Raw genomic sequence first — 22217 nt, 5'->3', positions numbered from 1 at the left:
GCTGGTCACATCCGTTCGTTCAGTGATGCTCACAGTGGGAATATCCCCAGCACGACGCAGGCAATCGTCATGACGATCGACGCGCCGAACAGCAAGGGGAACGTGAATTTCTGATGGTCGGCGAGATCGATGCCGCACAGGCCGACCACGAGAAACGTGGCCGGTGTCAGCGGGCTAACCGGAAAGCCGGTGGTCATCTGGCCGAGCAAGGCGGCCTGGCCGACGTGCACCGCAGGCACGCCGAGCTGGCCGGCCACTTCCGCGATCACAGGCAGCACGCCGAAGTAGAACGAATCAGGATCGAACAACATGCTGAGCGGCATCGACAGCAAGCCAAGCGCGATGGGAATATGACCGGCCATCGCGGGCGGCACGAAACCGACCGCCGCTTGCGCCATCGCCTTCAGCATGCCGCTGCCTTGCATCACGCCGGTGAACACGCCGGCCGCCAGCAAAATGCCCGCCATCATCAAGGCCGCGCGGGCATGCGCGTCGATCCGTTTGCGCTGCATGTCCACGTTCGGATAGTTGACCATTAGCGCGACGCACAGGCCGACCATGAACATGATCGCCGGTGGAATCTTCTCGCCCATCACGACCATCGTGCCGAGCACGACCAGCGTCAGCACGATGTTGAACCAGAAGTTTTTCGGCCGGCGCAGAGCCTGTTCTTCGGACGTCAGTTCCCGTTTAGGCATGGGCACCGACCCGCTCGCGGCCGTGAGACCAAGCCGCTTTTCCTCGCGCCGGCCGAGCCAGAACGCCATGCCGAACACGAATACGAGGCCGATCGCCTGCACCGGAATCAGCGGATTAAACAGCGCCGAGATCGGCAGATGCAGCGAGGCGGAAGCGCGAATCATCGGCCCTGTCCACGGCAAAAAGTTGATGCCGGCCGCCATTGAAACCGCTGCGGCCAGCACGCGCCGGTCCATCTTCAGGCGATCGTAGAGCGGCAGCATGGCCGGAATCGTGACCAGAAAGCAGACGGCGCCGGAGCCGTCCAGATGGATCAGCAGCGCCAGCAGCGTAGTGCCCATCACGATACGCGTGGGCCGCGTGCCGACGGCGCGCAGAATGCGGTCGATGATCGGATCGAGCGTGCCCGCGTCAGTGATGGTGCCGAAGTACAGAATCGCGAACACGAACATACCGACGACCGGCGCTAGATTCTTGAGCCCTTCGATCACGAACTTGCTGGTCTGAAACCCGAAGCCGCCGATAAGCGACGCCGCAATCGGCACGATGATGAGCGCCACCAGCGGCGACATGCGTTTCGACAGAATCGCGCCGAGCAGCACGACAATGGTTGCGAGCCCCAGTAATGGCAGCATGTGCTTGTCTCCAAAGATTGTTTTTTACTGCGATCCAGCGTAAGTTCGAAGCGGCTATAAATCAATTGAAATGATTTGATCGCAGCAATTACAAACCATCATGGATCTGAATCTTCGGGACATCCGCGCGTTTATCGCCGTCGCGCAAACGGGCAGCTTCACGCGCGCGGCGACGCGGCTGCATCTGTCGCAACCGGCGCTGACCGTCCAGATTCGCCGGCTCGAAGAAACGGTCGGCATGCGCCTGTTCGACCGCAACAGCCGCAATGTCGCGCTCACACCGACCGGCCGTGAACTGCTGCCGCTGCTACAGAAGTCGCTGCATGACATGGAGCATGTGTTGATCGACGCGCGCGCCCTGGGCGTTGGCGCAAGCGGTACGGTACGGATCGCCTGTTTGCCGACGTTCGCGGCCAGCGTCTTGCCCGAACTCGTGCAGGACATCAAGAAGGCCGTGCCGCGCGTGAGCTTTCATGTGCGCGACGTGGTCGCGAGCATGGTCAACACGTTGGTGCGCAACGAAGAGGTCGACATCGGGCTGACCGGCGGCCAGCTCGACGATGCCGCTTTCGAGGTGCTGCATGCGGGCATCGACCGGCTGGTTGCCGTGTTCCCGAAGCGGCATGCGCTTGCCCGGCGGCGGCGCATCACATTGGCCGATCTCGCCGCCGCGCCGCTCGTGTTGACCGCGCAAGGCACGAGTGTGCGGGCGGTGGTCGATAGCGCTTTCGCGAACGCCCGCTGCACGCCGGAGATCGCGTGCGAGCCGACCTACATGATGAGCGCGGTGGCGATGGTGCGCGCCGGCCTCGGCGTAACGATCCTGCCGGAGTCGGCACGCGAAGTCAGGGCTGAGCCCGAGTTGATCGTACGCGCGGTCGACGACCCCGCATTCACTCGCCCTATCGCGCTGATCAAAAAGCGCGGCCGGACATTGCCGCCCGTCACGGAGACCTTCGTTTCGATGCTGATCGAGAAACTCAGCGAGAAATGAACAGCAGCCGAATGCGCGTTAGCTTTCATTTTCAAACAGAGCACGATTATCGCCGTTAATCGTCTGATTTAATTTAACACTCCCGCGCTAATATCGGTTTCGCGCGAGTTCGGGGGATTAAAGACCGCTCGCGCGTGTTTCCAAAACTCCAAAAACTTTGAAAACGAAAACCGATAATGAGTCAATTTCGAATACTCGCGGCGACCGCGGCTTCGTTCGCTCTGACAGCGCTGACCGCTCCGGCGTATGCGGCACTGGGCGGCGCACCGACCTATCCGGTCACGGCCAGCAGCACAAGCGCAGGGGCGGCCGGCCAGAATAACGCGGCAGTGGCGCGCTTCGCCGCCAGTGGCAATGCGGCCTCGGCGAATTACACGGTGAGCCAGACCACGCTGCCCTCGGGCACCGTCGTAAGCGAGTACATCAGCGCGGGCAATACGGTGTTCGCCTTGAGCTGGGAAGGCCCGACCATGCCGCCGCTCAAAACGCTGCTCGCCACTTATTTCCCGACTTATGTCCAGGCACTCACGGACGCCCACGCCACGCAAGGCGGCGGCTACGGACCCGCCGCCGTTCATCAGTCGGCGCTGGTCGTGGAGACCGGCGGCCATATGGGCGCTTTCGTGGGACGCGCCTATTTACCGCAAGCGCTGCCGCAAGGCGTGAGCGCTGACGATATCAAGTAACTCATTAAAATCATTAGAGAGAGAACAACAGTGCGCAAAATCGCAAGGATTATTGCCGCGGGGCTCGGGCTCGGATTGGCACTCAGTCTCGCCGGCTGCGGCGGGGGTGGCGGCTCCAGCAACAACGCAACGGCCAATGCACCAGTTGCCGCCAGTGCGCCGGTGGGCCCGGGCAACACGACGTCCAATCCCCTCGTCACCGACTCGACACCCAACGTGCTCGCCGTCGACGCGTCCGCCGTGCCCACGCCAGCCAATGCCGGCAACACAATGTCGGTCACGGTCAGCGCAACGGGCATTCATAATCAGCCCATGGTCAGCGTCAAGATCTGCGCCCCCGGTTCCAACGCAGCCACGAGTTGCACGACGATTCCGAACGTGATCGTCGATACGGCGTCGTTCGGGCTGCGACTGGTGCGCTCGGCGATCCCGAACGCCACGTTCAGTGCGCTCACCGCCGAAACGGATCAATCGAGCGGCCTGCCGCTCGCCGAATGCGCGTTGTTCGGCAGCGGCTACGCATGGGGCTCGGTGCATCTGGCGGACATCGGGCTGTCTAGCGAGGTTGCCCCGTCGGTGCCGATCCACGTGATTGGCGATCCCGCGCTGACCATTGCCGCACCGTCTGAATGTCAGGTCGGCCGTCAATTGGCGAGCGCGGCCGATCTCGGCGCGAACGGCATTCTCGGCATCGGCGTGAGCCCGACGGACTGCGGCTCGCAATGTGCGCTGACTGCGATCTCGCAGTTCTATTACACCGATGCCGGCAATGCCACCTCGGTGCCCGTCGCAAAACAGATCAGCAATCCGGTCGCGCGCTTCCCGCAAGACAACAACGGTGTGATTCTGGAGATGGCGCAGGTGTTGGATAGCGGCAGCCCGACGGCTCAAGGCACGCTCGTGTTCGGCATCGATACGCAGGCCAATAACGTGCTGAACGGCACGGGCGCGCCGATTCTCCGAACGGATCTGAATGGCGACTTCACGTCCTCTTATGGCGGCACCACGTTCACGCAGACGTTCTTCGATTCGGGCTCGACGGTGCTGTTCTTTCCGGACACGACGATCGCTCGCGACACGTCGTCCGGGTACTACATCCCGGCTGCGACCGTGGGTCGTACTTCGACGCTGGCAGGGACCAATCCGGCGACCGTGACGCTCGGCTTCAATATCGCGAACGCCGCGACGCTGACATCGTCGGGGAATAGCGCGTTCAACAATCTCGGGATCTACATGACCCGGCAGTTCGACTTCGGTCTGCCGTTCTTTTATGGCCGTCATGTGTATTACGGGATTTCGGGGCGTGCTTCGTCGGGGGGCGGGACGGGCCCGTATGTGGCTTATGTTTCGAGTTAAGTGACGGTCGTCCCGCCTGTGAATGACGCTCGATCCGCCATGCGGTGACAACAGCGCGGCGATAAAAATGAAACCCGGCCTGCGTGCCGGGTTTCGTCCTTTTCAGTAAATTCCCATCGCCCCTTCCACACTGCGCACCATCGAAACGAGCCGCGGCCCGATATCGCCTTCCAGTTGATTATCCTTCAGCAGATAAGAAGGCACGCCGCAATTGAAAACGAGAATCTCGCCATCGGCTGACGGCTTCATCGGCACGGCGACGGCATGGATCTCGCGACGCAGGTCGCCGTAGGACACGCAAAAGCCCCGCTCGTAGAAATAGTCGATTGCGCTCAGTACGCGCTCCCGGAAGGTGCTCCATTCATGCGGCGACTTCACCGCGATTTCATTGCACAGCGCCTCGCGCCGCTCAGCGGGCAGCGCCGCAAGCAGCGCGCGGCCCATCGCCGTTCGCACGATCGGATAGCTCAGCCCGATATCCGCCGGCATTCCAAGCGGCGTACTACTGCGGCTGCTTTCCAGATACACGACGTTGAGCCGGTCACGCATGCCGAGCGAAACTGAACCGCGAATCTGATCCGCCAGCTCCTTCATCGACGGCCGCGCGATCTGGCGCACGCTCATGCTCGCAAGCAACGGATAACCCAGCGACAACACGGCCGAGCCGAGCTGAAACTTGTTATTCATCCGATTGACGCGCAAATAGCCGAGCCGCGTGAGCGTGTAGGTAAAGCGTGAAATCGTCGCCTTGGTCATGCCGGTGCGCGCCGCCAATTCGGCATTGCCGAGTTGCGATTCGCGCGGCGTGAAGCAATGCAGGATGTCGAGGCCGCGCGCCAGCGTGGTGGCGAACTGGCGGTCGCCGTCGAATTCGTTCGGCACGTAGCGCGCTTTCGAATCCAGGTAGTCGCCGGTGAGCGCCGCCGCGTCGGGCTGCTTGCTGTTGGCTGCCATCGCTGTTGCTCTCTCTTCTCCGTGATGGCCTATTCTGCGCTCCGCGTTCTGCATATCCAAACTCTGTTCTGCATAGTCGAACAAATCGCTCCGGCTGCCGGTAAATCTTCGATAGTGAAGTCACAAATCGACCTAGATAAGCGACTCACATGACGGAGACAAGCATGACCAGCCATTCCTCACACTTCGACGCGATGCTCGCGGGCGTCGCAAAGTTCGTCCGCGACGAAGCAATCCCGCGTGAAAACGAGATCGAACAGGCGGACGCCGTACCGGCCGACCTCGTTCAACGCATGCGCGAGCTCGGCTATTTCGGCTGGAGCATTCCGCGCGATTTCGGCGGCGCCGGGCTGTCGACCGAGCAGTTGGTGCGCGGCGCGTTTGAGCTTTCGCAGGCGTCGGTGGCATTTCGCGCTCGGGTGGGCACCAACACCGGCATCGGTTCAGAAGCACTGGTCGCCGACGGCACGGACACGCAGAAACAGCGCTATCTGCCGCGGCTCGCGTCCGGCGAATTCACTGGCGCTTTCGCGCTGACCGAGGCCGATGCAGGCTCGGATGCCACGGCATTGCGCACCACGGCGCGGCGCGACGGAGATCATTACATTCTCGACGGCAGCAAGTGCTTCATCACCAATGCACCGATTGCCGATCTCTTCACCGTGATGGCGCGAACCGAGCCGGCCACGCCAGGCGCGGGCGGCATTTCCGCGTTTCTCGTCGAGCGTGGCACGCCGGGTCTTTCCACCAGTGCGCCTTACGACAAGATGGGCCAGGCGGGCTCGCCGGTCGGCGACGTCGTGTTCGAAGGATGCCGCGTGCCGGCAGTCAATCTGATCGGCGGCAAGGAAGGCATGGGTTTCCGCACCGCGATGAAGGTGCTGAACAAACAGCGCATCCACCTCGCCGCACTATGCACAGGACCGGCCATGCGCATGCTCGAAGAAGCGGTCGCCTACACCTCGCGGCGCGAGCAGTTCGGCAAGCCCGTGGCCGAATTCCAGCTCGTGCAGGCGCTGATCGCCGAATGTCAGACTGAAATTTACGCCGCGCGCTCGATGATCCTCGAAACCGCGCGCAAGCGCGATGCCGGCGAGGATGTCGCGCTGGAGGCGTCGATGTGCAAGATGTTCGCCTCGGAAATGTGCGGCCGCGTCGCGGATCGCGCGGTGCAGATGCTCGGGGGACGCGGCTATCTGGCGGGCAACGCGGTCGAAAGGTTTTACCGCGACGTCCGCGCCTTTCGCATCTATGAAGGCACCACGCAGATTCATCAATTGAACATCGCGAAGATCACGCTGCGGCGCGCCGCCGAGCGAGATCAGGCGAAAGTTCGCGCCGACGCCGCGTGTGCAGCATGAGGACCGCCATGAACCCAGCAACCCATGACGCCGGCGCGCTCGATATCGGCCGACTTGTCGAGCCGTGCTCCATTGCGATCATTGGCGCGTCGAACGATCCGAAGTCGATCAGCGGCCAGCCGATGCGCTTTCTTATGCAGCACGGTTACCAGGGCACGCTCTATCCGGTGAATCCAAAATATGCGCAGATCGACGGCGTCGCGTGCCATGACAGCATCGCCGCTTTGCCGTCCACGCCCGATCTCGCGCTGATCCTCGTCGCCGCGCGCCGCGTTCCGGACATGCTGCGTCAGTGCGGCGAAAAAGGTGTGGGCTTTGCCATCGTCTATAGCTCGGGTTTCGCCGAAGCCGGCGAAGCGGGTGCCGCGCTGCAGCGTGAATGCGCGGACATCGCGAAGGCTCACGGCATTCGCGTGATCGGACCGAACTGCCAGGGTTTCGTCAGTACGGGCGCAAATGTCTACGCCGGATTCGGCGCGCCCTTCGGCGTCGCTTATCGGCGCGGCGGCCTGTCGCTGATTTCGCAAAGCGGCGGCTTCGGTTGCGCGCTGCTTCTCATGGCCGACGAACTGGGCATCGGCTTGCGGCACTTCATCACGACTGGCAACGAGGCCGATGTCAGCCTGCTCGATCTCGTCGACGCGTGCATCTCCGATCCGCACACCTCGCTGATCGCGACGTACATCGAAGGTCTGAAAGACGCGGGACGGCTGGTCGGCGTGGCGAACCGCGCGCTCGACGCGGGCAAACCACTGCTCGCCTGGAAGGTCGGCAACACCGCCGACGGCGCCAAGGCGGCCGCGTCGCATACGGCGAATCTGGGCGGCGCCTCGGCGCTGTATCGCACGGCCTTCCGTCAGACGGGGGTGATCGAAGTGAGCGACGTCGCCGACCTCGGCGACTACGCCCGCGCGTTCGAAGCCGGACGCCTGCCGCGCGGCAAGCGGATCGCGGTCGTCACGCTCTCTGGCGGCGCCGGCATTCTCATCACCGACGCCTGCGCTGAGCGCGGCATGTCGGTGCCCGCGTTGTCGGCAGCGACGCTCGAGCGCCTGAAGCCGATCGTGCCCGCGTTCGCCTCGCTGAACAATCCAATCGACCTGACCGCGGGCATCCTCGCGGAGCCGAAAATTTTCGCGGATGCCTTGCAGATCATCGCCGACGATTCGAATATCGACGCCATCGCGATCATGGCCGCGGCAGCGAGCGGCGAAGTCGCGCAGGCGATGGCCACGGCGATCGTGCGCGTCTACGGCAGCATCGACAAGCCGCTGATGCTCGCATGGAATGCGCGCCGCGACATGGCCCGCGAAGCGTACGAGACGATCGAGGCGCACGGTGTGCCTCTGTACGCGACGCCGGTGCGTTGCGGACGCGCTTTCGCCGCGTTGTCCGATTATGCGCAGGCGCGTCGCGCGCGGGCAGAGGCGCGCGATCCGATGCCGCGAGCTTTGCGTCGCTACGACGTCGAGCACGCGCATGCGTTGCTGGTCGATAGTCAGGGCAAGCATGGCGACCTGAATCTGACCGAACACGCTTCGCAAGCGCTGCTGCGCGACTACGGCATCAATGTCCCGAAAAGCGGGCTCGCGCAGAATCGTGACGAAGCATGCGTGCTGGAGCGGGCAATCGGTTTTCCACTTGTCATCAAGGTGCAGTCGCCGGACATCGCGCATAAGACCGAAGCCGGTGCCGTGCGGGTCGGTATCCGCGATGAAGCGACGCTGGCCGCCGCCTTCGACGAAATCGTCGGGAACGCGCACCGTCATGTGCCGCACGCGAGGATCGAGGGCGTGCTGGTGCAGGAGGAAATCCGCGATGCGATCGAGATGATCGTCGGTATCGAAAACGACGCGTCGTTCGGACCGGCGGTCATGTGCGGGCTCGGCGGTATCTATGCCGAAGTGCTGAAGGACGTGAGCTTCCGGCTCGCACCGGTCACCCATGCGGACGCTCACGCGATGATTCGCGAGTTGCGCTCGTTCGCGATGCTCGACGGTGCGCGCGGCAAGCCGCCCGGCGATATCGGGGCGCTCGTGGAGACCATCGTCGCGCTATCCACGATGGCGCTCGATCAGCAGGCAAGCCTGCGTGAACTGGATATCAATCCGCTCTTCGTGCTGCCCGCGGGCAAAGGCGTGCGCGCCGGCGACGCTTTGGCGCGCCTGCTGCCGCGCGCTGCTGACTCGAACGACGCTGCGGACCGCACCGGCGTCATGCACGAAAGCGAGCATTGCGCGCCGGCCGTGGTGGACGGATAGTGCAGCGGCGCCGGGCCGCTTTGAGATCGGGCGCCGCCGGGCCGCCGCATGACGCGCAACGCTATTGCGAGACATGTGACAGCACGTAACGACAGACACGGCGACGCTCACCGCAGTTGGCATTTTTCGCGCGAGACCATCATGCACGGCTATTCGCATTCAGACGCATCGACATCCGGCGACAACACGTCCGTCGACGTCGAACGCACTTATCGCAAGATCTTTTTCCGGCTGATTCCGTTGCTGTTTCTCTGCTACGTGATCAGCTATATCGACCGCGTCAACATCAGCTTCGCCAAGCTTCAGTTCATGCACGACCTCGGTTTTTCGGAGTCGACATATGGTCTGGGCGCGGGGCTTTTCTTCATCGGCTACGTGCTCTTTGAAGTGCCGAGCAATCTGTGGATGCAGCGTATCGGCGCACGCCGCACGCTTTTACGCATCATGTTCGCGTGGGGGCTGGTGTCGAGTCTGATGATGTTCGTGCGCACGCCGACGCAGTTCTACGCCATGCGCTTCCTGCTCGGCGTGACTGAAGCGGGCTTCTTCCCCGGCATCATTTTCTATCTGAGCTGCTGGTTTCCGGGCGCGCGGCGCGCTCGCGTCACCGCCTTCCTGATGATGGCGACGGCGGTGGCCGGGATTGTCGGCGGCCCGATGTCGGGGTTCATCATGACGCGGCTGGCCGGCGTGGGCGGCTTACCCGGCTGGCAGTGGCTGTTCCTGCTCGAAGGCGTGCCGGCGGTGACGCTCGGCATCGTCGCCTTCCTCCTGCTCGGCGACAAGCCGGACGATGTGAACTGGCTCGACGAGCATGAGAAAGCGCTGGTCTCACGTGAACTCGCCGCCGACGAAAAGGCGAAACAGACCGGCCATCTCGACGGACTGCGCGGCGCGCTCGCCAACCCGCGCGTTTATCTCGCGGCGCTCGTCTACTTCGCGGTGATGATGCCGTTCAACGCGATCGGTTTCTGGGCGCCCACCATCATCCGCGATCTGGGCGTCGCCAACGTGCTGGACGTGGGCCTGTTGTCGGCGCTGGTGTTCATCGCGGCGGCGCTTGGGACCTATGTGGTGGGCGCCAACTCGGACCGGACCATGGAGCGGCGCTGGCACGTCGCGGTGAGCGCCTGCGTGACCGCGCTGGCGTTTGCCTTGTTGCCCGCTGCCGGCCATAACGTCACGCTCGGCGTCGGGCTGCTGGCGCTTGCCGCAGCGGCGTCGTATGGGTCGTTCGTGGTGTTCTGGACGATTCCGCAGACCTTCCTGCCGCGCTCGTCGGCGGCGGGCGGTATTGCGATGATCACGAGTCTCGGCGGCACCGGCGGGTTCGTGAGTCCGGCGTTCGTCGGCTGGGTCAAGACGCAGACCGGCAGCGCGCAATATGGATTGATCGGACTGGCTGTTGTTTTGCTCGCGGGCGTCGTGTTGATGCTGGTGGTGTTCCCCGCGCCGCGCAGAAAGCTCGCAGTGGGCGCGACTGGCGGCAATCCGGCGGCACAGACCGGGCTCGGACAGACGCGTCACTAGAAAGAGCCATGTGGGGACGAAGGAAGATGTGCCCACACCGCCCGAATGCAAAATGTCGTAGGTCTGTTGATCTTCTGATGGCAACGCTGGCAACCTAGCGAATCACGACGCAGCATGTTGCAAGGACCGGAGTAGCGCGCCAAAAGCGCCAACTCCGGTCGACACAGCGGAGACAACGGCAATGGAACCCTCCACCCACCCGCACGACGACGACCTCGAACACTTCGAAGCCCACGGCGCCGCGCCGCTGCCGGTCCCGAGCGACCAAGGCTACGTCGAGCACGAAGGCGCGGGCATTTGGTACGCGTCCTATGGCGTCGGCGCGTCGGTGATCCTGCTTCACGGCGGTCTCGGACACAGCGGCAATTGGGGCTACCAGGTTCCGGCGCTGCTCGACGCGGGGCATCGCGTGGTGGTCGTCGACAGCCGCGGCCACGGCCGCAGCACCCGCGACGCGCGGCCCTACCGCTACGAACTGATGGCGTCCGACGTGCTGGCCGTCATGGATGCGCTGCAACTCGAACGCGCCGCGCTGGTGGGCTGGAGCGACGGCGCCTGCGTCGCGATGGTATTGGGCGCCACGGCCCCCGAGCGCGTAGCGGGCGTGTTCTTCTTCGGCTGCAATATGGATCCGAGCGGCACCAGGCCGTTTGTACCCACGCCCGCGATCGAGCGCTGCTTCAGCCGTCATGCCAAAGACTACGCGCAGCTATCGGCGACGCCGGACGACTTCGAGGCATTTGTCGGCGCGGTCAGCGCGATGATGAAAACCGAGCCCAACTATTCCGCCGACGATCTGGCAAAGATTCGCGTGCCGGTCGCGATCGTGCAGAGCGAGCATGACGAGTTCATCAAGCCGGAACACGCCGACTATCTCGCCCGCAGCATTCCGGGCGCGGAGTTGATCCTGCTGCCCGGCGTGAGCCATTTCGCGCCGCTGCAAAGGCCCGCGCAATTCAATCGCGTGGTGCTGGATTTCCTGCGCCGGATTGCACGTTGAACAGGACGGCGGCGCTCGCCGCGTCTCCTGGCTGCGGCGCTTCGGCGCAAGCGTCGCTCAAAACCCTCAATATTTCACGATGCGGAACGATCGCGCGCTTCGTAAAAAATCGTGGTGCGTGGCACAAATTCGGCATTTCGCAATGTCGCCCCACGTTGCATATCGTGAAACCAAAGTGATAAGCCGTTATTTATAAACGACAATTTTTGATTGAACGAAGCGTCTAACAGCCACTTGCGCCGCTGCATGCTGACGTAGACTCTTTTACAAGAGCCGGCGCTTCAGTAGTCGAGCGGAGCGGGAAGAGACAAAACACTGTCTGAAGAATCCCAACCTCTGAAACGAAGCCGCCACGGCACCGCGGTTTTTAAATGGTACTTGGGAGACTAAAAATGAAAGGCTTTCGCTTCGGTTCGAATCAGGGTGCTTTCTATATTTTGCCGGGCCAGGACGGTTGGGAGGCCACCTACGGCAATGAAACGCTCGGTGAATTTGCCAGCCCGCAACAGGCGGCGGACGACCTCGCGCGCGGCTTGATCTGCCCGCATCTCTCGGAAGCCGACGACACGTCGACGCTCGAGATTCCAGAGAAACTCAGCGATTGGGAAATCGTTCACGTGTGATGGCCGGCATGGCCATTGTCCACGTTGGCGTAGAAACGACGATGGCGCTCGAAAGCGCCATCGTCATGTTTACCGCTTGCTTCTGTGCAGCCTACGGCCTCAATGCCTTAAGCAATCGCGTCCACGATCTTGTTGAGCGTGGCGCTCGGACGCATGGCCTTGCTCGTCAGTTCGACATTCGGACGATAGTAACCGCCGATATCCACCGGCTTGCCTTGTGCCGCAGCCAGTTCTTCGACGATCTTCGCCTCGTTCTCAGCCAATGCCTTCGCCACGCCGGCGAACTGCGCCTGCAGCGCCGCGTCTTCGGTTTGCGCGGCCAGTGCTTCCGCCCAGTACAGCGCGAGGTAGAAGTGGCTGCCACGGTTGTCGATACCGCCAACCTTGCGCGCCGGCGACTTGTCGTTGTCGAGGAACTTGCCGGTTGCCTGATCCAGTGTCTTGGCCAGAACCTGCGCCTTCGGGTTGTGATACGCGCTGCTCAGATGTTCGAGCGACGCGGCCAACGCCAGGAATTCACCCAGCGAGTCCCAACGCAGGAAACCTTCTTCGACCAGTTGCTGAACGTGCTTCGGCGCCGAACCGCCCGCGCCGGTTTCGAACATGCCGCCACCGGCCATCAGCGGGACGATGGACAGCATCTTCGCGCTCGTGCCCAGTTCCATGATCGGGAACAGGTCGGTCAGGTAGTCGCGCAGCACGTTGCCGGTGACCGAGATCGTGTCCTTGCCGGCGCGAATACGCTCGATCGAGAACCTGGTCGCCTCGACCGGCGTCATGACGCGAATGTCCAGACCGGTGGTGTCGTGGTTCTTCAGGTATTGCTCGACCTTCTTGATGATCTGAGCGTCGTGCGCGCGAGCCGCGTCGAGCCAGAACACGGCCGGCGTGTTGGTGGCGCGGGCGCGATTGACCGCGAGCTTGACCCAGTCCTGAACCGGCGCGTCCTTGGTCTGGCACATGCGCCAGATGTCGCCTGCTTCCACCTGGTGTTCGATCAGCACCGTGCCGGCCGCGTCCGTCACGCGAACCACGCCGTTTGCCGGGATCTGGAACGTCTTGTCGTGTGAGCCGTATTCTTCAGCCGCTTGCGCCATCAGGCCGACGTTGGGCACCGTGCCCATCGTGACCGGATCGAACGCGCCGTGCTTCTTGCAGTCTTCGATCACCGCCTGATACACGTCCGCGTAGCAGCGGTCCGGAATCACGGCCTTGGCGTCGTGCAGCGCGCCGTCCGCGCCCCACATCTTGCCCGACTCGCGGATCATGGCCGGCATGGACGCGTCGACGATCACGTCGCTCGGCACGTGCAGGCTGGTAATGCCCTTGTCCGAATTGACCATGGCCAGTTGCGGACGCTGTTCGTATTGCGCCTTGATGTCGGCTTCGATCGCGGCAACCGTTTCAGCCGGCAGGTCTTTCAGGCGCGCGTACAGATCGCCGATGCCGTTGTTCGGGTTGAAGCCGGCTTGCGCCAGCGCGTCGGCGTGCTTGCTCAGCACGTCTTTGTAGAACACCGACACCACGTGACCGAAGATGATCGGATCCGACACCTTCATCATGGTGGCCTTCAGGTGCACCGAGAACAGCACGCCCTTCGCCTTCGCGTCCGCGATTTCCGCTTCGATGAAGCTGCGCAGCGCGTTCTTCGACAGCACCGAAGCGTCGATGATCTCGCCCGCTTGCACGGCCGTCTTTTCCTTCAGCACCGTCTTCGAGCCGTCCGCTGCCGTCAGTTCGATCTTCACCGAACCGGCTGCGCCGATCAGCGCCGACTTCTCGCTGCCGTAGAAATCGCCACCGCTCATGTGCGCGACGTGCGACTTCGAGTCCGCGCTCCATGCGCCCATCTTGTGCGGATGCTTGCGTGCGTAGTTCTTGACCGACAGCGGTGCGCGGCGGTCCGAATTGCCTTCGCGCAGCACCGGGTTGACGGCGCTGCCCTTGATCTTGTCGTAGCGCGCCTTGACGTCTTTTTCGGCGTCGGTATTCGCCACGTCCGGATACGCCGGAAGCTTGTAACCCTGATCGCGCAGTTCGCTGATCGCGGCCTTCAGTTGCGGCACCGACGCGCTGATGTTCGGCAGCTTGATGACGTTCGCTTCCGGACGCGTGCTGAGTCCACCCAGCTCCGCCAGATCGTCGGGACCCTTCTGTTCCGCGCTCAGGTAATCGGGGAATGCAGCGATGATCCGGCCGGCAAGCGAAATATCGCGCGTTTCGACGATCACGTCGGACGAGCGCGTGAACGCCTTCACGATCGGCAGCAGCGAGTAGGTCGCCAGAGCAGGCGCTTCGTCAGTCAGGGTGTAGATGATCTTCGGCGGTGTGGACATGTTCGGTGCTTTGCTAGGTGAAGTGTTAGACAGAGCGTTCGGCGGTGCCGACCAGCACGTTGCGGCAAAACAACATTGCGGCGCGACGCATGGCACTACTTTCTACGGCCAAGCCGTGAGTATATGCGTGTTTTCCTCTACTCGCTGCTAAACAAACATATCCCGGAAACGCCATCAAGAGGGTCGAGCCCCGCCAGACAAGGCTTTGGGCCGATTTAGCATCGTCTTATGACAGATGTCTTATAGATGACTCAGAACTCGCAACAAAAATATTGTTAATGCGAATCAGATGCATTACCATTTAAACGCACCTTCGTTCTTACATTTCGATTACTCCAACCACTCGCTGTCGCTGAGGCCGTTTCGCACTTTTCCAGGTGCGTGACAGGCGTCACTCTGTCCAATTCGAACAACATGCAGATATTCTTTGTCGCCGGCCGACCGGCGTTTGTGCGCGGCCAACGCCGCACTCCCTCGCTGCTGAGCGCGGGGCTTCTGGCCAGCGTCGGTTTGACGCTTTCCACGCTATCGACTTCGGGCTGGGCGCAGGTCGCGGCCAGCGACGCCGGCGCGACGCTGCCGGCCGTGAGCGTCTCGGCGTCGAAAGACACTACCGTGGCGCAGGCGGACACAATCAGCGCGGGCGCGCTGGGTTCGCGCAAGCAGGTGGACACGCCGTTCTCGACCCACGTCGTGACGAGCGACGAAGCGCAGGACCTGTTCGCGACGACCGCCAATGATCTGTACAAGTACGATCCGGCGGTCTCGGTGACGAGCGAGAACGCGATCAGCGAAAACTCCATGTTCACCGTGCGCGGCATGCCGATCGACACGCTGAACAGCGTCAAGGTGGACGGCCAGAGTTTCCCTTCGTGGGATACCGACCTCTCGCTCGAATCGTTCGAGCAGGTCGAGTTGCTCAAGGGCCTGTCGGGCTTCATGTACGGCTTCGGCTCGCCGGGCGGCATCGTCAACTACGTGTTGAAGCGCCCCACCGACACGCCGTACCGCAGCGTCTCGGTCGGCTACAAGTCGGCCGGCGTGTTCAGCGAGGCGATCGACCTGGGCGGCCGCTTCGGCAATGACGACCGTTTCGGCTATCGCCTGAACCTCGCCAACGAAAACGGCAACACCGCCGAAGACCACGGCCACGTGCGCCGCCAGGTCGCGTCGCTCGCATTCGACTTCCGCATCACGCCGGATCTGACCTGGAGCGCCGACGCGTTCTACCAGAAGCGCAGAACCAACGGCACGCTGTTCGGCCTGATGTTCGGCGGCGACGCCGGCGGCATTCCCGACGCGAGCAAAGTCACCCACGCGCTCACGCAACCGCAGAACTACTACGAGACCGAGATGGCCTCGTTCGGCACGGGCCTGGATTACCGCATCTCCGAAAACTGGCATGCGAGCATCAAGTATCGCTTCGCCAAGGAGAACCGCACGAATTCGGATAGCTTGCTGTTCGTCACCGACCCTGCAGGCAACTACTCGAACACGCTCTACGCGGCCATGACGCGCTACTTCTATCAGAACGTCGACGGCATGGTGCAAGGCCATTTCAACACGGGCAGCATCAAGCATGACGTGGTGGTGGGCGCGGGCTTCCTGACGCAAACCAGTGAGTACAGCAACAGCACGGGTTGGAACGACGGCTACTTCCTCGGCAACGGCAATCTGTACGCCAGCACCTTGCTGACCAACGACGAAGTCAGCATCGGCTCGAACCTGTACCGTCAGCAGCGCACCACGCAAGCCGCCGTGTACGCGAGCGATACCGTGCAACTCACGTCGCGTCTGTCGGCGCTGGTCGGCGTGCGCTACACGCAATATCAGCAGCACGTGTACGACCCGAGCGGCGCGGTGTCGTCGCAGTATCAGGCGGATCCGGTCACGCCGACCTTCGCGCTGATGTTCAAGACCGATCCGTACTCGACGCTGTATGCGAGCTACGTGGAGTCGCTGGAACAAGGCGGCGCGGCTTCGAACACCAACCTCAACTACCCGGACACCTTCGGCCCGCTGCGCAGCAAGCAGTACGAAGTCGGCTTCAAGACCGATCACGCCAAGTGGGGCGCCAACCTCGCGCTGTTCCGCGTCGATCAGGGTTACAACTACACGAACGTCGACAATATCTTCGTGCAGGACGGCACCAAACGCTATCAAGGCCTCGACGCGAGCGGCTGGCTTGCGGTCACGAGCGAATGGCGCGTGCTGGGCGGCGTGATGTGGCTCGATACGAAGGCCATGGACGTGAACGACCCGACCGTGGAAGGCAAGCGCATCTACGGCGCGCCGCGCTTCACCGTGACGGGCCGCATCGAGTACAACCCGTCGTATCTGCGTCCGCTGACGCTGGCGTTCGGTGGCAAGTACGTCGGCAACCAGGCCGTCGATGCGCAGAACACGCAGTTCGTGCCGGCATACACCACGTTCGATCTGAGCGGCCGCTATGAAACGAAGATCGCGGGCAAGGACGTGACGTTCCGTGCGGGCATCAACAACCTGTTCAACCGCCGTTACTGGACGACGGCGTGGGGCTACTACGTGGCGCCCTCGCCGACGCGCACTGCCGTAGCCAGCGCAACGCTGCAGTTCTAAGCATCGCTTGAACGAGGGGCGCCCCTGGCGGGCGCCCCGATCATGGCGGGAATCTCCGCAACCAGCGCATCGATCGCACAGCGCGTTTTCAGCGGCAGATAGCGACTCTTCGGCCACACCAGGTGAATCTCCTGAGCAGGCCGGAAACAATTTTTCATCACCGTCACCAGCTCGCCTGTTTTCTCATAACGGGCCAATAGCCAACTCGGCAGCCAAGCGAGGCCGAAGCCGGCGAGAGCGGCATCGACAATCCCCTTCATGTCGTCGAAACCGAGTTGCGGCTGAACCTGCGCGCGGCGAATTTGCCCGTCGACGTCGACCACATCCCACGGCTGCGCCGATCCTGCCCGCAAGTAGGCGATCACCGCATGGCCGCGTAATTCGTCCACGTTGCGCGGCGTGCCATGACGCGCCAGATAAGCCGGCGCGGCGCCGATACTCGCATGCTGCATGCCGAGCTTGCGCGCGGCGAGGCTCACGCTGTCGGCGAGCGGGCCCACGCGCACCACGAGATCGAAACCCTCTTCGATCACGTCGACGAAGCGGTCGGTAATCGAAATGTCGATCTTCAATTGCGGATGCTTGCGCGCAAGTCCGAGCAGCACGGGCGCCACGCAGTAGTGACCGAAAGCCTGCGGCACGCTCACGCGCAAGCGGCCTTGAGGCTCGCGTCGGCCAGAATCGAGATCGGCTTCGGCGGCTTCGAGTTCGGCCAGCGCACGCACGCAGCGGTCGTAGTAAGCCTGGCCGTCTTCCGTGAGGCTCTGGCTGCGCGTCGTGCGATTGAGCAGGCGCACGCCGAGGCGCTTCTCCAGCCGCACGATCACTTTGCCGACCGCCGAGCGCGTCAGGTTCATCCGCTCCGCCGCGAGCGCAAAACTGCCTGTTTCCACCACGCGTACGAACGTCGTCACACCGTCGAGGATGTCGCTCATCTGTTCGCCCTATTGGTTCCCACGGAGACGCATTTCCGGGATTTTTATGCGTCAATCGGGACCTGAATTCCCCCTATATTACACAGTCCATGGTGGGCGAGCCCATCGACTAGCGAGGTGAATATCCATGTCACAAGACCCGATCGCGCCGCCACGGCGTGAAGAACGGCCCAGCGCGAACGCAGCAGTTCGACATCAACCGATCTCGCGCGAAGCACATCGTGCACGAAGCGTTGCGAGCGACGAGACCCCACAACGCGCCGCTTTCCTCTCGCTCCGCAAAAACACTTTGGCTTTGGGCGCGGTATGCCTTGCGTCGCTGATGTTCGGCCTCGAAATCTCCAGCGTGCCGGTGATCCTGCCGACGCTCGAACGCGTGCTGCACGGCGACTTCAAAGGCATGCAGTGGATCATGAACGCCTACACGCTCGCGGTGACCACCGTGTTGATGGCGACCGGCACACTGGCGGACCGGTTCGGCCGCCGACGCATCTTCGTGATCGGCATCGCGTTGTTCGGCATCACCTCGTTGATCTGCGGACTCGCGCAAAGCGTGCCGACGCTGATCGTCGCGCGCCTGCTGCAAGGCGCGAGCGGCGGCGCCATGCTGATCTGCCAGGTGGCCGTGCTATCGCATCAGTTCAACGAAGGCCCCGAACGCGCTCGCGCATTCAGCGCGTGGGGCATCATCTTCGGTATCGGACTCGGCTTTGGGCCGATCATCGGCGGGGGGATCGTGGCGTTGTCGAGTTGGCAATGGGTCTTCTGGGTGCACGCGCTACTCGCTGTCGTGACCTTGACGCTCGTTTTCAGCGGCGTGCAGGAATCGCGTGACCCACATGCGCATACGCTCGACGTTGCCGGCATCGTCACGTTGTCGCTGGCGGTGTTCGGGCTCGTGTATTTCATCACGCAGGTTCCGGCGCTTGGCTTCAGCAATCCGCGTGCGCTCTTCATCATCGCGGCGACGCTGGTCGCTTTCGTGGCTTTTCTGTTTGCCGAGAAACTCAATGCGCGGCCCATGTTCGACTTTTCCGTATTCAGGATTCCGCAGTTTTCCGGCGCACTGATGGGCTCGGCGGGCATGAATTTCAGCTTCTGGCCGTTCATGATCTATCTGCCGATCTACTTCCAGATCGGCCTCGGCTATGACAGCGTGAGCGCAGGACTCGCGTTGCTCGCCTATACGCTGCCGACGCTGCTGTTTCCGCCGCTTGGCGAACGTCTCGCACTGCGTTACGGCTCGGGCATCGCCATACCCGCCGGACTGTTTACGATCGGCCTCGGCTTCATGCTGATGCGTTACGGCAGCGGCGCCGCGCATGCCAACGCATGGACCCTGTTGCCGGGTTGCATGATCGCGGGCGCGGGCCTCGGTCTCACCAATACGCCCGTCACCAATACGACGACCGCTGCGGTTCCCGCGGAACGCGCCGGCATGGCGTCGGGCATCGATATGAGTGCGCGGATGATTACGCTCGCGATCAACATCGCGTTGATGGGCGCAATCCTGGTCGGCGGGATTCTCTTTAACCTGAAGACGCGATTGCCGACGACGCTCGACACCGCGCCGCTCGGCAGACTCGCCGAGAAGATTGCGGCGGGCGATGTCGAAGCGGTCAGAATGGGGATGCCCGCGTTGGCGCAAATCGACCCGTCGGGCAGCGTCGTGCATGCCGCGTTGATGCGGGGCTTCGGCTGGGTGATGGTCTACGGCGGAGTCGGCGTGTGGGTGCTTGCCGCGCTAAGTTTCGTGATTTCGGGCAGCGCGTCGAGAAGACTAAAAAGCGAGAAGCCCGTGCCGGCGAAGCAGCAGCCACAACCAGCCCGATGCGACGCGTGTTAGTTAGCGCTTCATCGACGGCGCCATGCGCAAGCAAATAAGTTCGGAGCGGCGCTTACACGCCGCTTCACCGCTCACGCCTCCACTTGCACCTTTTGGCCCGCCATCATCGCGAGCCCTTCATTCAAAGCCGGGAAAAGACTGCGGTTGAAATTGTTCCAGCGCAGTTCGAGGATCGTATCGTCCTTATCGATTTCGGTATCCAGCACGTCGTGAATCACCTCGCCCGAATCGATACCGTTGTCGACATAGTGAAACGATGCGCCGGTCAGATAGAGCGGTTCGACCGGCACGGTCTCCATCGTCTTCCAGTTGACGACCTTCTGGCCGCGCGCGCCGTAGAGCGCATCGAGCGTCGCATAGGCGCCGCGCCGCTCGTACGGCGATTCGGTGCGCGTCACGCCCGGATGAATGTTTACGATCTTGCGATAGAAGGGCGCGCCCGGCCGAACCAGTTCGTCGAGAATGATCAACAACCCGTCGAGCACAACGATATCGGCCTTCAACTCCACCAGCGTATCGAGCAGATGCTTTTCAAAAGCGCTCTTGCCTGCCGGTCGTCCCGGCGCATCGAGCGGCTCACGCCGGTACGTCGATGGAATGGCGAGCAGCAGATCGTTGACCGGCTTGCCTTGCACACGCAGATTCGGCGGATAGAACCAGCGCTTGCCCGGTTCGTAAGCGAAGCCGTATTCCTTCAGTTTCTCGCGATCCACGCTGGACCCGGCGTCATCGTCGTAAATGACTTTTTCGAGTGAATACTGATCGCCTAGTTCGGTGTCGTTGAGCGCCTCGACGAGCGACTCCAGCACCGACTTCATGTAGCGCGTGCCGCTCTTGTACGCGACGTCTTGCCCGGCCTTGTCGGCGGCTGCGTTTCTCAGCGACCAGATATAAACGAGTTTTTTCTTCGGCATAGTGGTTTCCTATGTGTGAGTCGTGGCACGCCAGGACCAGGTTTTTCTACGGCTGAAGCGGCCGTCTTTTATTAAAGAGCGAAGGCCATGCGGCCCACGTTCGTCGCGTTTTCTTGTGCCTGTTGTGTCCGGCCGGCCGACCGGTCCTGCGATGCGTGGTGCGCGAGCGACGCGGCGATTTCGTCGGAGCGCAGCGCGAGCACCGACAGCAGCGTGTCGGACAGCCCGTGACTGTCTTCGCAGCAGCCCTGCAGATAAACGCGCGGTTTGAAACTCGCCGGCGTGGCGAGCCGATAATCGCGTTCGACGTTGCCTTGCGCAAGTGCATCGCCGAGATGCGGCGCGAGGCCATCCAGCAGCTCGAAATGCGTGTCGCGGCGATAGCCCGTCGCGAGCACCAGCGCGTCGAACTGCTCGGCGCGCGCGTGGCCGCTCAGACGATCACGCAATGTGAGTTCGATCTGGCCGCCCGCCGTGCGCACCGCCGTTTCGATGCCGGTGTTCGCGAGCAGCCGGTGCCGCGGATCAGCGGACACGTTCTGCAGATAAAGCATTTCGTAGATCTGCTCGATCAGCGGACGATCGACCACCGCGTAGTTGGTGTCGCGAAAGCGCTCGATCAGCGAACGGCGGCCGTCGCGTGGCTGCGCGTAGACGATATCGGTAAAGGCCGGGCTGAAGATCTCGTTGACGAACGGGCTGTCGTCGGCGGGTTTCAGCGCGCTCGAGCGGATGATGAGGCTCGCATCGACGTGCGGGAAGCGGCGCGTCAGGTCGACGAACACCTCGGCCGCGCTCTGTCCCGCGCCGATCACCGCCACGCGTTTTCGCGCGCCGTCCGCGGGTCCGACCGCGCGGTCGATGGACGTCAGGTACTGCGACGAATGCACGATGTTGTGCGTGCCGAGCGCGGCAAAGGCTTCCGGCACCTGCGGACCGCCGCCGATGCCGACCGACAGCGCCCGCGTCACACGCTGCCACTCGCGGCCTTCGCTGTCGCGCGAGAAGACCCGCAGCGCTTCGACGTCGTTCGTGTTGGCTGCACTCTTGACCGCTTCGATGCCGGTTACGGTTTGCCCGTAGTTCACGCGATTGTCGAACGACGCCGCGACCCAACTCAGGTAATCGTGGAACTCCACACGCGTAGGATAGAAGTTCTTCAGATTGACGAAATCTGCTAAACGTCCACGCTCGAACAGATAATTGATGAACGTGAAGCGGCTTTTCGGATCGCGCATTGTCACAAGATCCTTGAGGAAGGAGATCTGCATCCGGCAATCGTCGAGCAGCATGCCGCGATGCCAGCCGAATCCCGGCTGACGCTCGATGAAACAATGCGCGAGATCCGGCACGCCGGCCTCTTCGGCTAGGCGCACGGCAAGCGCGAGATTCGACGGTCCGAAGCCGATTCCGATCAGATCAAATACGGTGTCTCTGTGCATGTCGCAGGTCCTTATCGGTGGAAGCCGGCGCGCCGCATGCGCGGGCC

At 62.6% G+C, this 22217-nt stretch carries 16 protein-coding genes; 10 read left to right on the top strand and 6 right to left on the bottom strand.

The window, feature by feature from the left end:
- Positions 1-29: 29 nt before the first annotated feature.
- Positions 30-1334 (bottom strand): CitMHS family transporter, encoded by a 1305-nt coding sequence (locus B0G80_RS39495; protein WP_116123010.1) that lies wholly within the window; start codon positions 1332-1334, stop codon positions 30-32.
- Between the two features lie 100 nt (positions 1335-1434).
- Here B0G80_RS39495 and B0G80_RS39490 point away from each other — a divergent pair, with 100 nt between their 5' ends.
- From B0G80_RS39490 to B0G80_RS39480, 3 genes are all read left to right on the top strand, one after another.
- Positions 1435-2328 (top strand): LysR family transcriptional regulator, encoded by an 894-nt coding sequence (locus B0G80_RS39490; protein ID WP_116123009.1) that lies wholly within the window; start codon positions 1435-1437, stop codon positions 2326-2328.
- Positions 2329-2504: 176 nt separating this feature from the next.
- Complete coding sequence (locus B0G80_RS39485) at positions 2505-3014, top strand: DUF2844 domain-containing protein (protein ID WP_181920163.1); 510 nt, start codon at positions 2505-2507, stop codon at positions 3012-3014.
- A 30-nt stretch (positions 3015-3044) separates the two neighbouring features.
- Positions 3045-4370 carry a DUF3443 domain-containing protein gene (locus B0G80_RS39480; protein ID WP_116123008.1) on the top strand — a complete coding sequence of 442 codons (1326 nt, stop codon included), beginning with the start codon at positions 3045-3047 and terminating at the stop codon, positions 4368-4370.
- A gap of 102 nt (positions 4371-4472) precedes the next feature.
- On the opposite strand, the gene B0G80_RS39475 is transcribed toward B0G80_RS39480, so the two are convergent.
- Complete coding sequence (locus B0G80_RS39475) at positions 4473-5324, bottom strand: IclR family transcriptional regulator (protein WP_181920162.1); 852 nt, start codon at positions 5322-5324, stop codon at positions 4473-4475.
- 164 nt (positions 5325-5488) lie between these two features.
- On the opposite strand from B0G80_RS39475, the gene B0G80_RS39470 reads away from it, so the two are divergent.
- The 5 genes from B0G80_RS39470 to B0G80_RS39450 all read left to right on the top strand — a co-directional run bounded on the left by B0G80_RS39470 (position 5489) and on the right by B0G80_RS39450 (position 12099).
- Positions 5489-6685: an acyl-CoA dehydrogenase family protein gene (locus B0G80_RS39470; RefSeq protein WP_116123007.1), complete on the top strand. Its 1197-nt coding sequence runs from the start codon at positions 5489-5491 to the stop codon at positions 6683-6685.
- Positions 6686-6693: 8 nt separating this feature from the next.
- Complete coding sequence (locus tag B0G80_RS39465) at positions 6694-8946, top strand: acetate--CoA ligase family protein (RefSeq protein ID WP_116123006.1); 2253 nt, start codon at positions 6694-6696, stop codon at positions 8944-8946.
- Positions 8947-9087: 141 nt separating this feature from the next.
- Entirely contained in the window at positions 9088-10476 is a 1389-nt protein-coding gene (locus B0G80_RS39460) for an MFS transporter (RefSeq protein ID WP_116123906.1), read from the top strand.
- Between the two features lie 181 nt (positions 10477-10657).
- Positions 10658-11476 (top strand): alpha/beta fold hydrolase, encoded by an 819-nt coding sequence (locus B0G80_RS39455; RefSeq protein ID WP_116123005.1) that lies wholly within the window; start codon positions 10658-10660, stop codon positions 11474-11476.
- A gap of 392 nt (positions 11477-11868) precedes the next feature.
- On the top strand, positions 11869-12099 hold the full coding sequence (locus B0G80_RS39450; RefSeq protein WP_106278622.1) for a hypothetical protein: 231 nt from the start codon (positions 11869-11871) through the stop codon (positions 12097-12099).
- Positions 12100-12206: 107 nt separating this feature from the next.
- Here B0G80_RS39450 and B0G80_RS39445 read toward each other — a convergent pair whose 3' ends face one another.
- The gene (locus B0G80_RS39445) at positions 12207-14435 is read right to left on the bottom strand and encodes an NADP-dependent isocitrate dehydrogenase (protein WP_116123004.1); all 2229 of its coding nucleotides are present in this window, start codon (positions 14433-14435) and stop codon (positions 12207-12209) included.
- 414 nt (positions 14436-14849) lie between these two features.
- Between B0G80_RS39445 and B0G80_RS39440 the strand changes: the two genes are divergently transcribed.
- Positions 14850-17033: a TonB-dependent siderophore receptor gene (locus tag B0G80_RS39440; protein ID WP_116123003.1), complete on the top strand. Its 2184-nt coding sequence runs from the start codon at positions 14850-14852 to the stop codon at positions 17031-17033.
- Here the strand turns inward: B0G80_RS39440 and B0G80_RS39435 are convergent.
- Entirely contained in the window at positions 17030-17968 is a 939-nt protein-coding gene (locus B0G80_RS39435; protein ID WP_116123002.1) for a LysR family transcriptional regulator, read from the bottom strand. The two genes, B0G80_RS39440 and B0G80_RS39435, sit on opposite strands and share 4 nt — an antisense overlap.
- A gap of 322 nt (positions 17969-18290) precedes the next feature.
- On the opposite strand from B0G80_RS39435, the gene B0G80_RS39430 reads away from it, so the two are divergent.
- Complete coding sequence (locus tag B0G80_RS39430; RefSeq protein ID WP_408969494.1) at positions 18291-19814, top strand: MFS transporter; 1524 nt, start codon at positions 18291-18293, stop codon at positions 19812-19814.
- A 71-nt stretch (positions 19815-19885) separates the two neighbouring features.
- Here B0G80_RS39430 and B0G80_RS39425 read toward each other — a convergent pair whose 3' ends face one another.
- Both B0G80_RS39425 and B0G80_RS39420 read right to left on the bottom strand, forming a co-directional pair.
- Positions 19886-20728 (bottom strand): N(5)-hydroxyornithine transformylase PvdF, encoded by an 843-nt coding sequence (locus B0G80_RS39425; RefSeq protein WP_116123000.1) that lies wholly within the window; start codon positions 20726-20728, stop codon positions 19886-19888.
- Between the two features lie 71 nt (positions 20729-20799).
- Positions 20800-22170: a lysine N(6)-hydroxylase/L-ornithine N(5)-oxygenase family protein gene (locus B0G80_RS39420; RefSeq protein WP_116122999.1), complete on the bottom strand. Its 1371-nt coding sequence runs from the start codon at positions 22168-22170 to the stop codon at positions 20800-20802.
- Positions 22171-22217: the final 47 nt, after the last annotated feature.

Origin of the sequence: Paraburkholderia sp. BL6669N2 (assembly GCF_003387275.1) — a bacterium.
Lineage (GTDB): Bacteria > Pseudomonadota > Gammaproteobacteria > Burkholderiales > Burkholderiaceae > Paraburkholderia.
This window is presented reverse-complemented; position numbering and strand designations above follow the sequence as displayed.

What these genes read in the sequence shown, in the direction of transcription:
- B0G80_RS39460 (WP_116123906.1), top strand. Translation starts at nt 9,088, where the DNA reads ATGCACGGCTATTCGCATTCAGACGCATCGACATCCGGCGACAACACG.
- B0G80_RS39425 (WP_116123000.1), bottom strand. Translation starts at nt 20,728, where the DNA reads ATGCCGAAGAAAAAACTCGTTTATATCTGGTCGCTGAGAAACGCAGCC.
- B0G80_RS39495 (WP_116123010.1), bottom strand. Translation starts at nt 1,334, where the DNA reads ATGCTGCCATTACTGGGGCTCGCAACCATTGTCGTGCTGCTCGGCGCG.
- B0G80_RS39435 (WP_116123002.1), bottom strand. Translation starts at nt 17,968, where the DNA reads ATGAGCGACATCCTCGACGGTGTGACGACGTTCGTACGCGTGGTGGAA.
- B0G80_RS39470 (WP_116123007.1), top strand. Translation starts at nt 5,489, where the DNA reads ATGACCAGCCATTCCTCACACTTCGACGCGATGCTCGCGGGCGTCGCA.
- B0G80_RS39445 (WP_116123004.1), bottom strand. Translation starts at nt 14,435, where the DNA reads ATGTCCACACCGCCGAAGATCATCTACACCCTGACTGACGAAGCGCCT.
- B0G80_RS39475 (WP_181920162.1), bottom strand. Translation starts at nt 5,324, where the DNA reads ATGGCAGCCAACAGCAAGCAGCCCGACGCGGCGGCGCTCACCGGCGAC.
- B0G80_RS39485 (WP_181920163.1), top strand. Translation starts at nt 2,505, where the DNA reads ATGAGTCAATTTCGAATACTCGCGGCGACCGCGGCTTCGTTCGCTCTG.
- B0G80_RS39450 (WP_106278622.1), top strand. Translation starts at nt 11,869, where the DNA reads ATGAAAGGCTTTCGCTTCGGTTCGAATCAGGGTGCTTTCTATATTTTG.
- B0G80_RS39430 (WP_408969494.1), top strand. Translation starts at nt 18,291, where the DNA reads ATGTTCGGCCTCGAAATCTCCAGCGTGCCGGTGATCCTGCCGACGCTC.
- B0G80_RS39465 (WP_116123006.1), top strand. Translation starts at nt 6,694, where the DNA reads ATGAACCCAGCAACCCATGACGCCGGCGCGCTCGATATCGGCCGACTT.
- B0G80_RS39490 (WP_116123009.1), top strand. Translation starts at nt 1,435, where the DNA reads ATGGATCTGAATCTTCGGGACATCCGCGCGTTTATCGCCGTCGCGCAA.
- B0G80_RS39420 (WP_116122999.1), bottom strand. Translation starts at nt 22,170, where the DNA reads ATGCACAGAGACACCGTATTTGATCTGATCGGAATCGGCTTCGGACCG.
- B0G80_RS39455 (WP_116123005.1), top strand. Translation starts at nt 10,658, where the DNA reads ATGGAACCCTCCACCCACCCGCACGACGACGACCTCGAACACTTCGAA.
- B0G80_RS39440 (WP_116123003.1), top strand. Translation starts at nt 14,850, where the DNA reads ATGCAGATATTCTTTGTCGCCGGCCGACCGGCGTTTGTGCGCGGCCAA.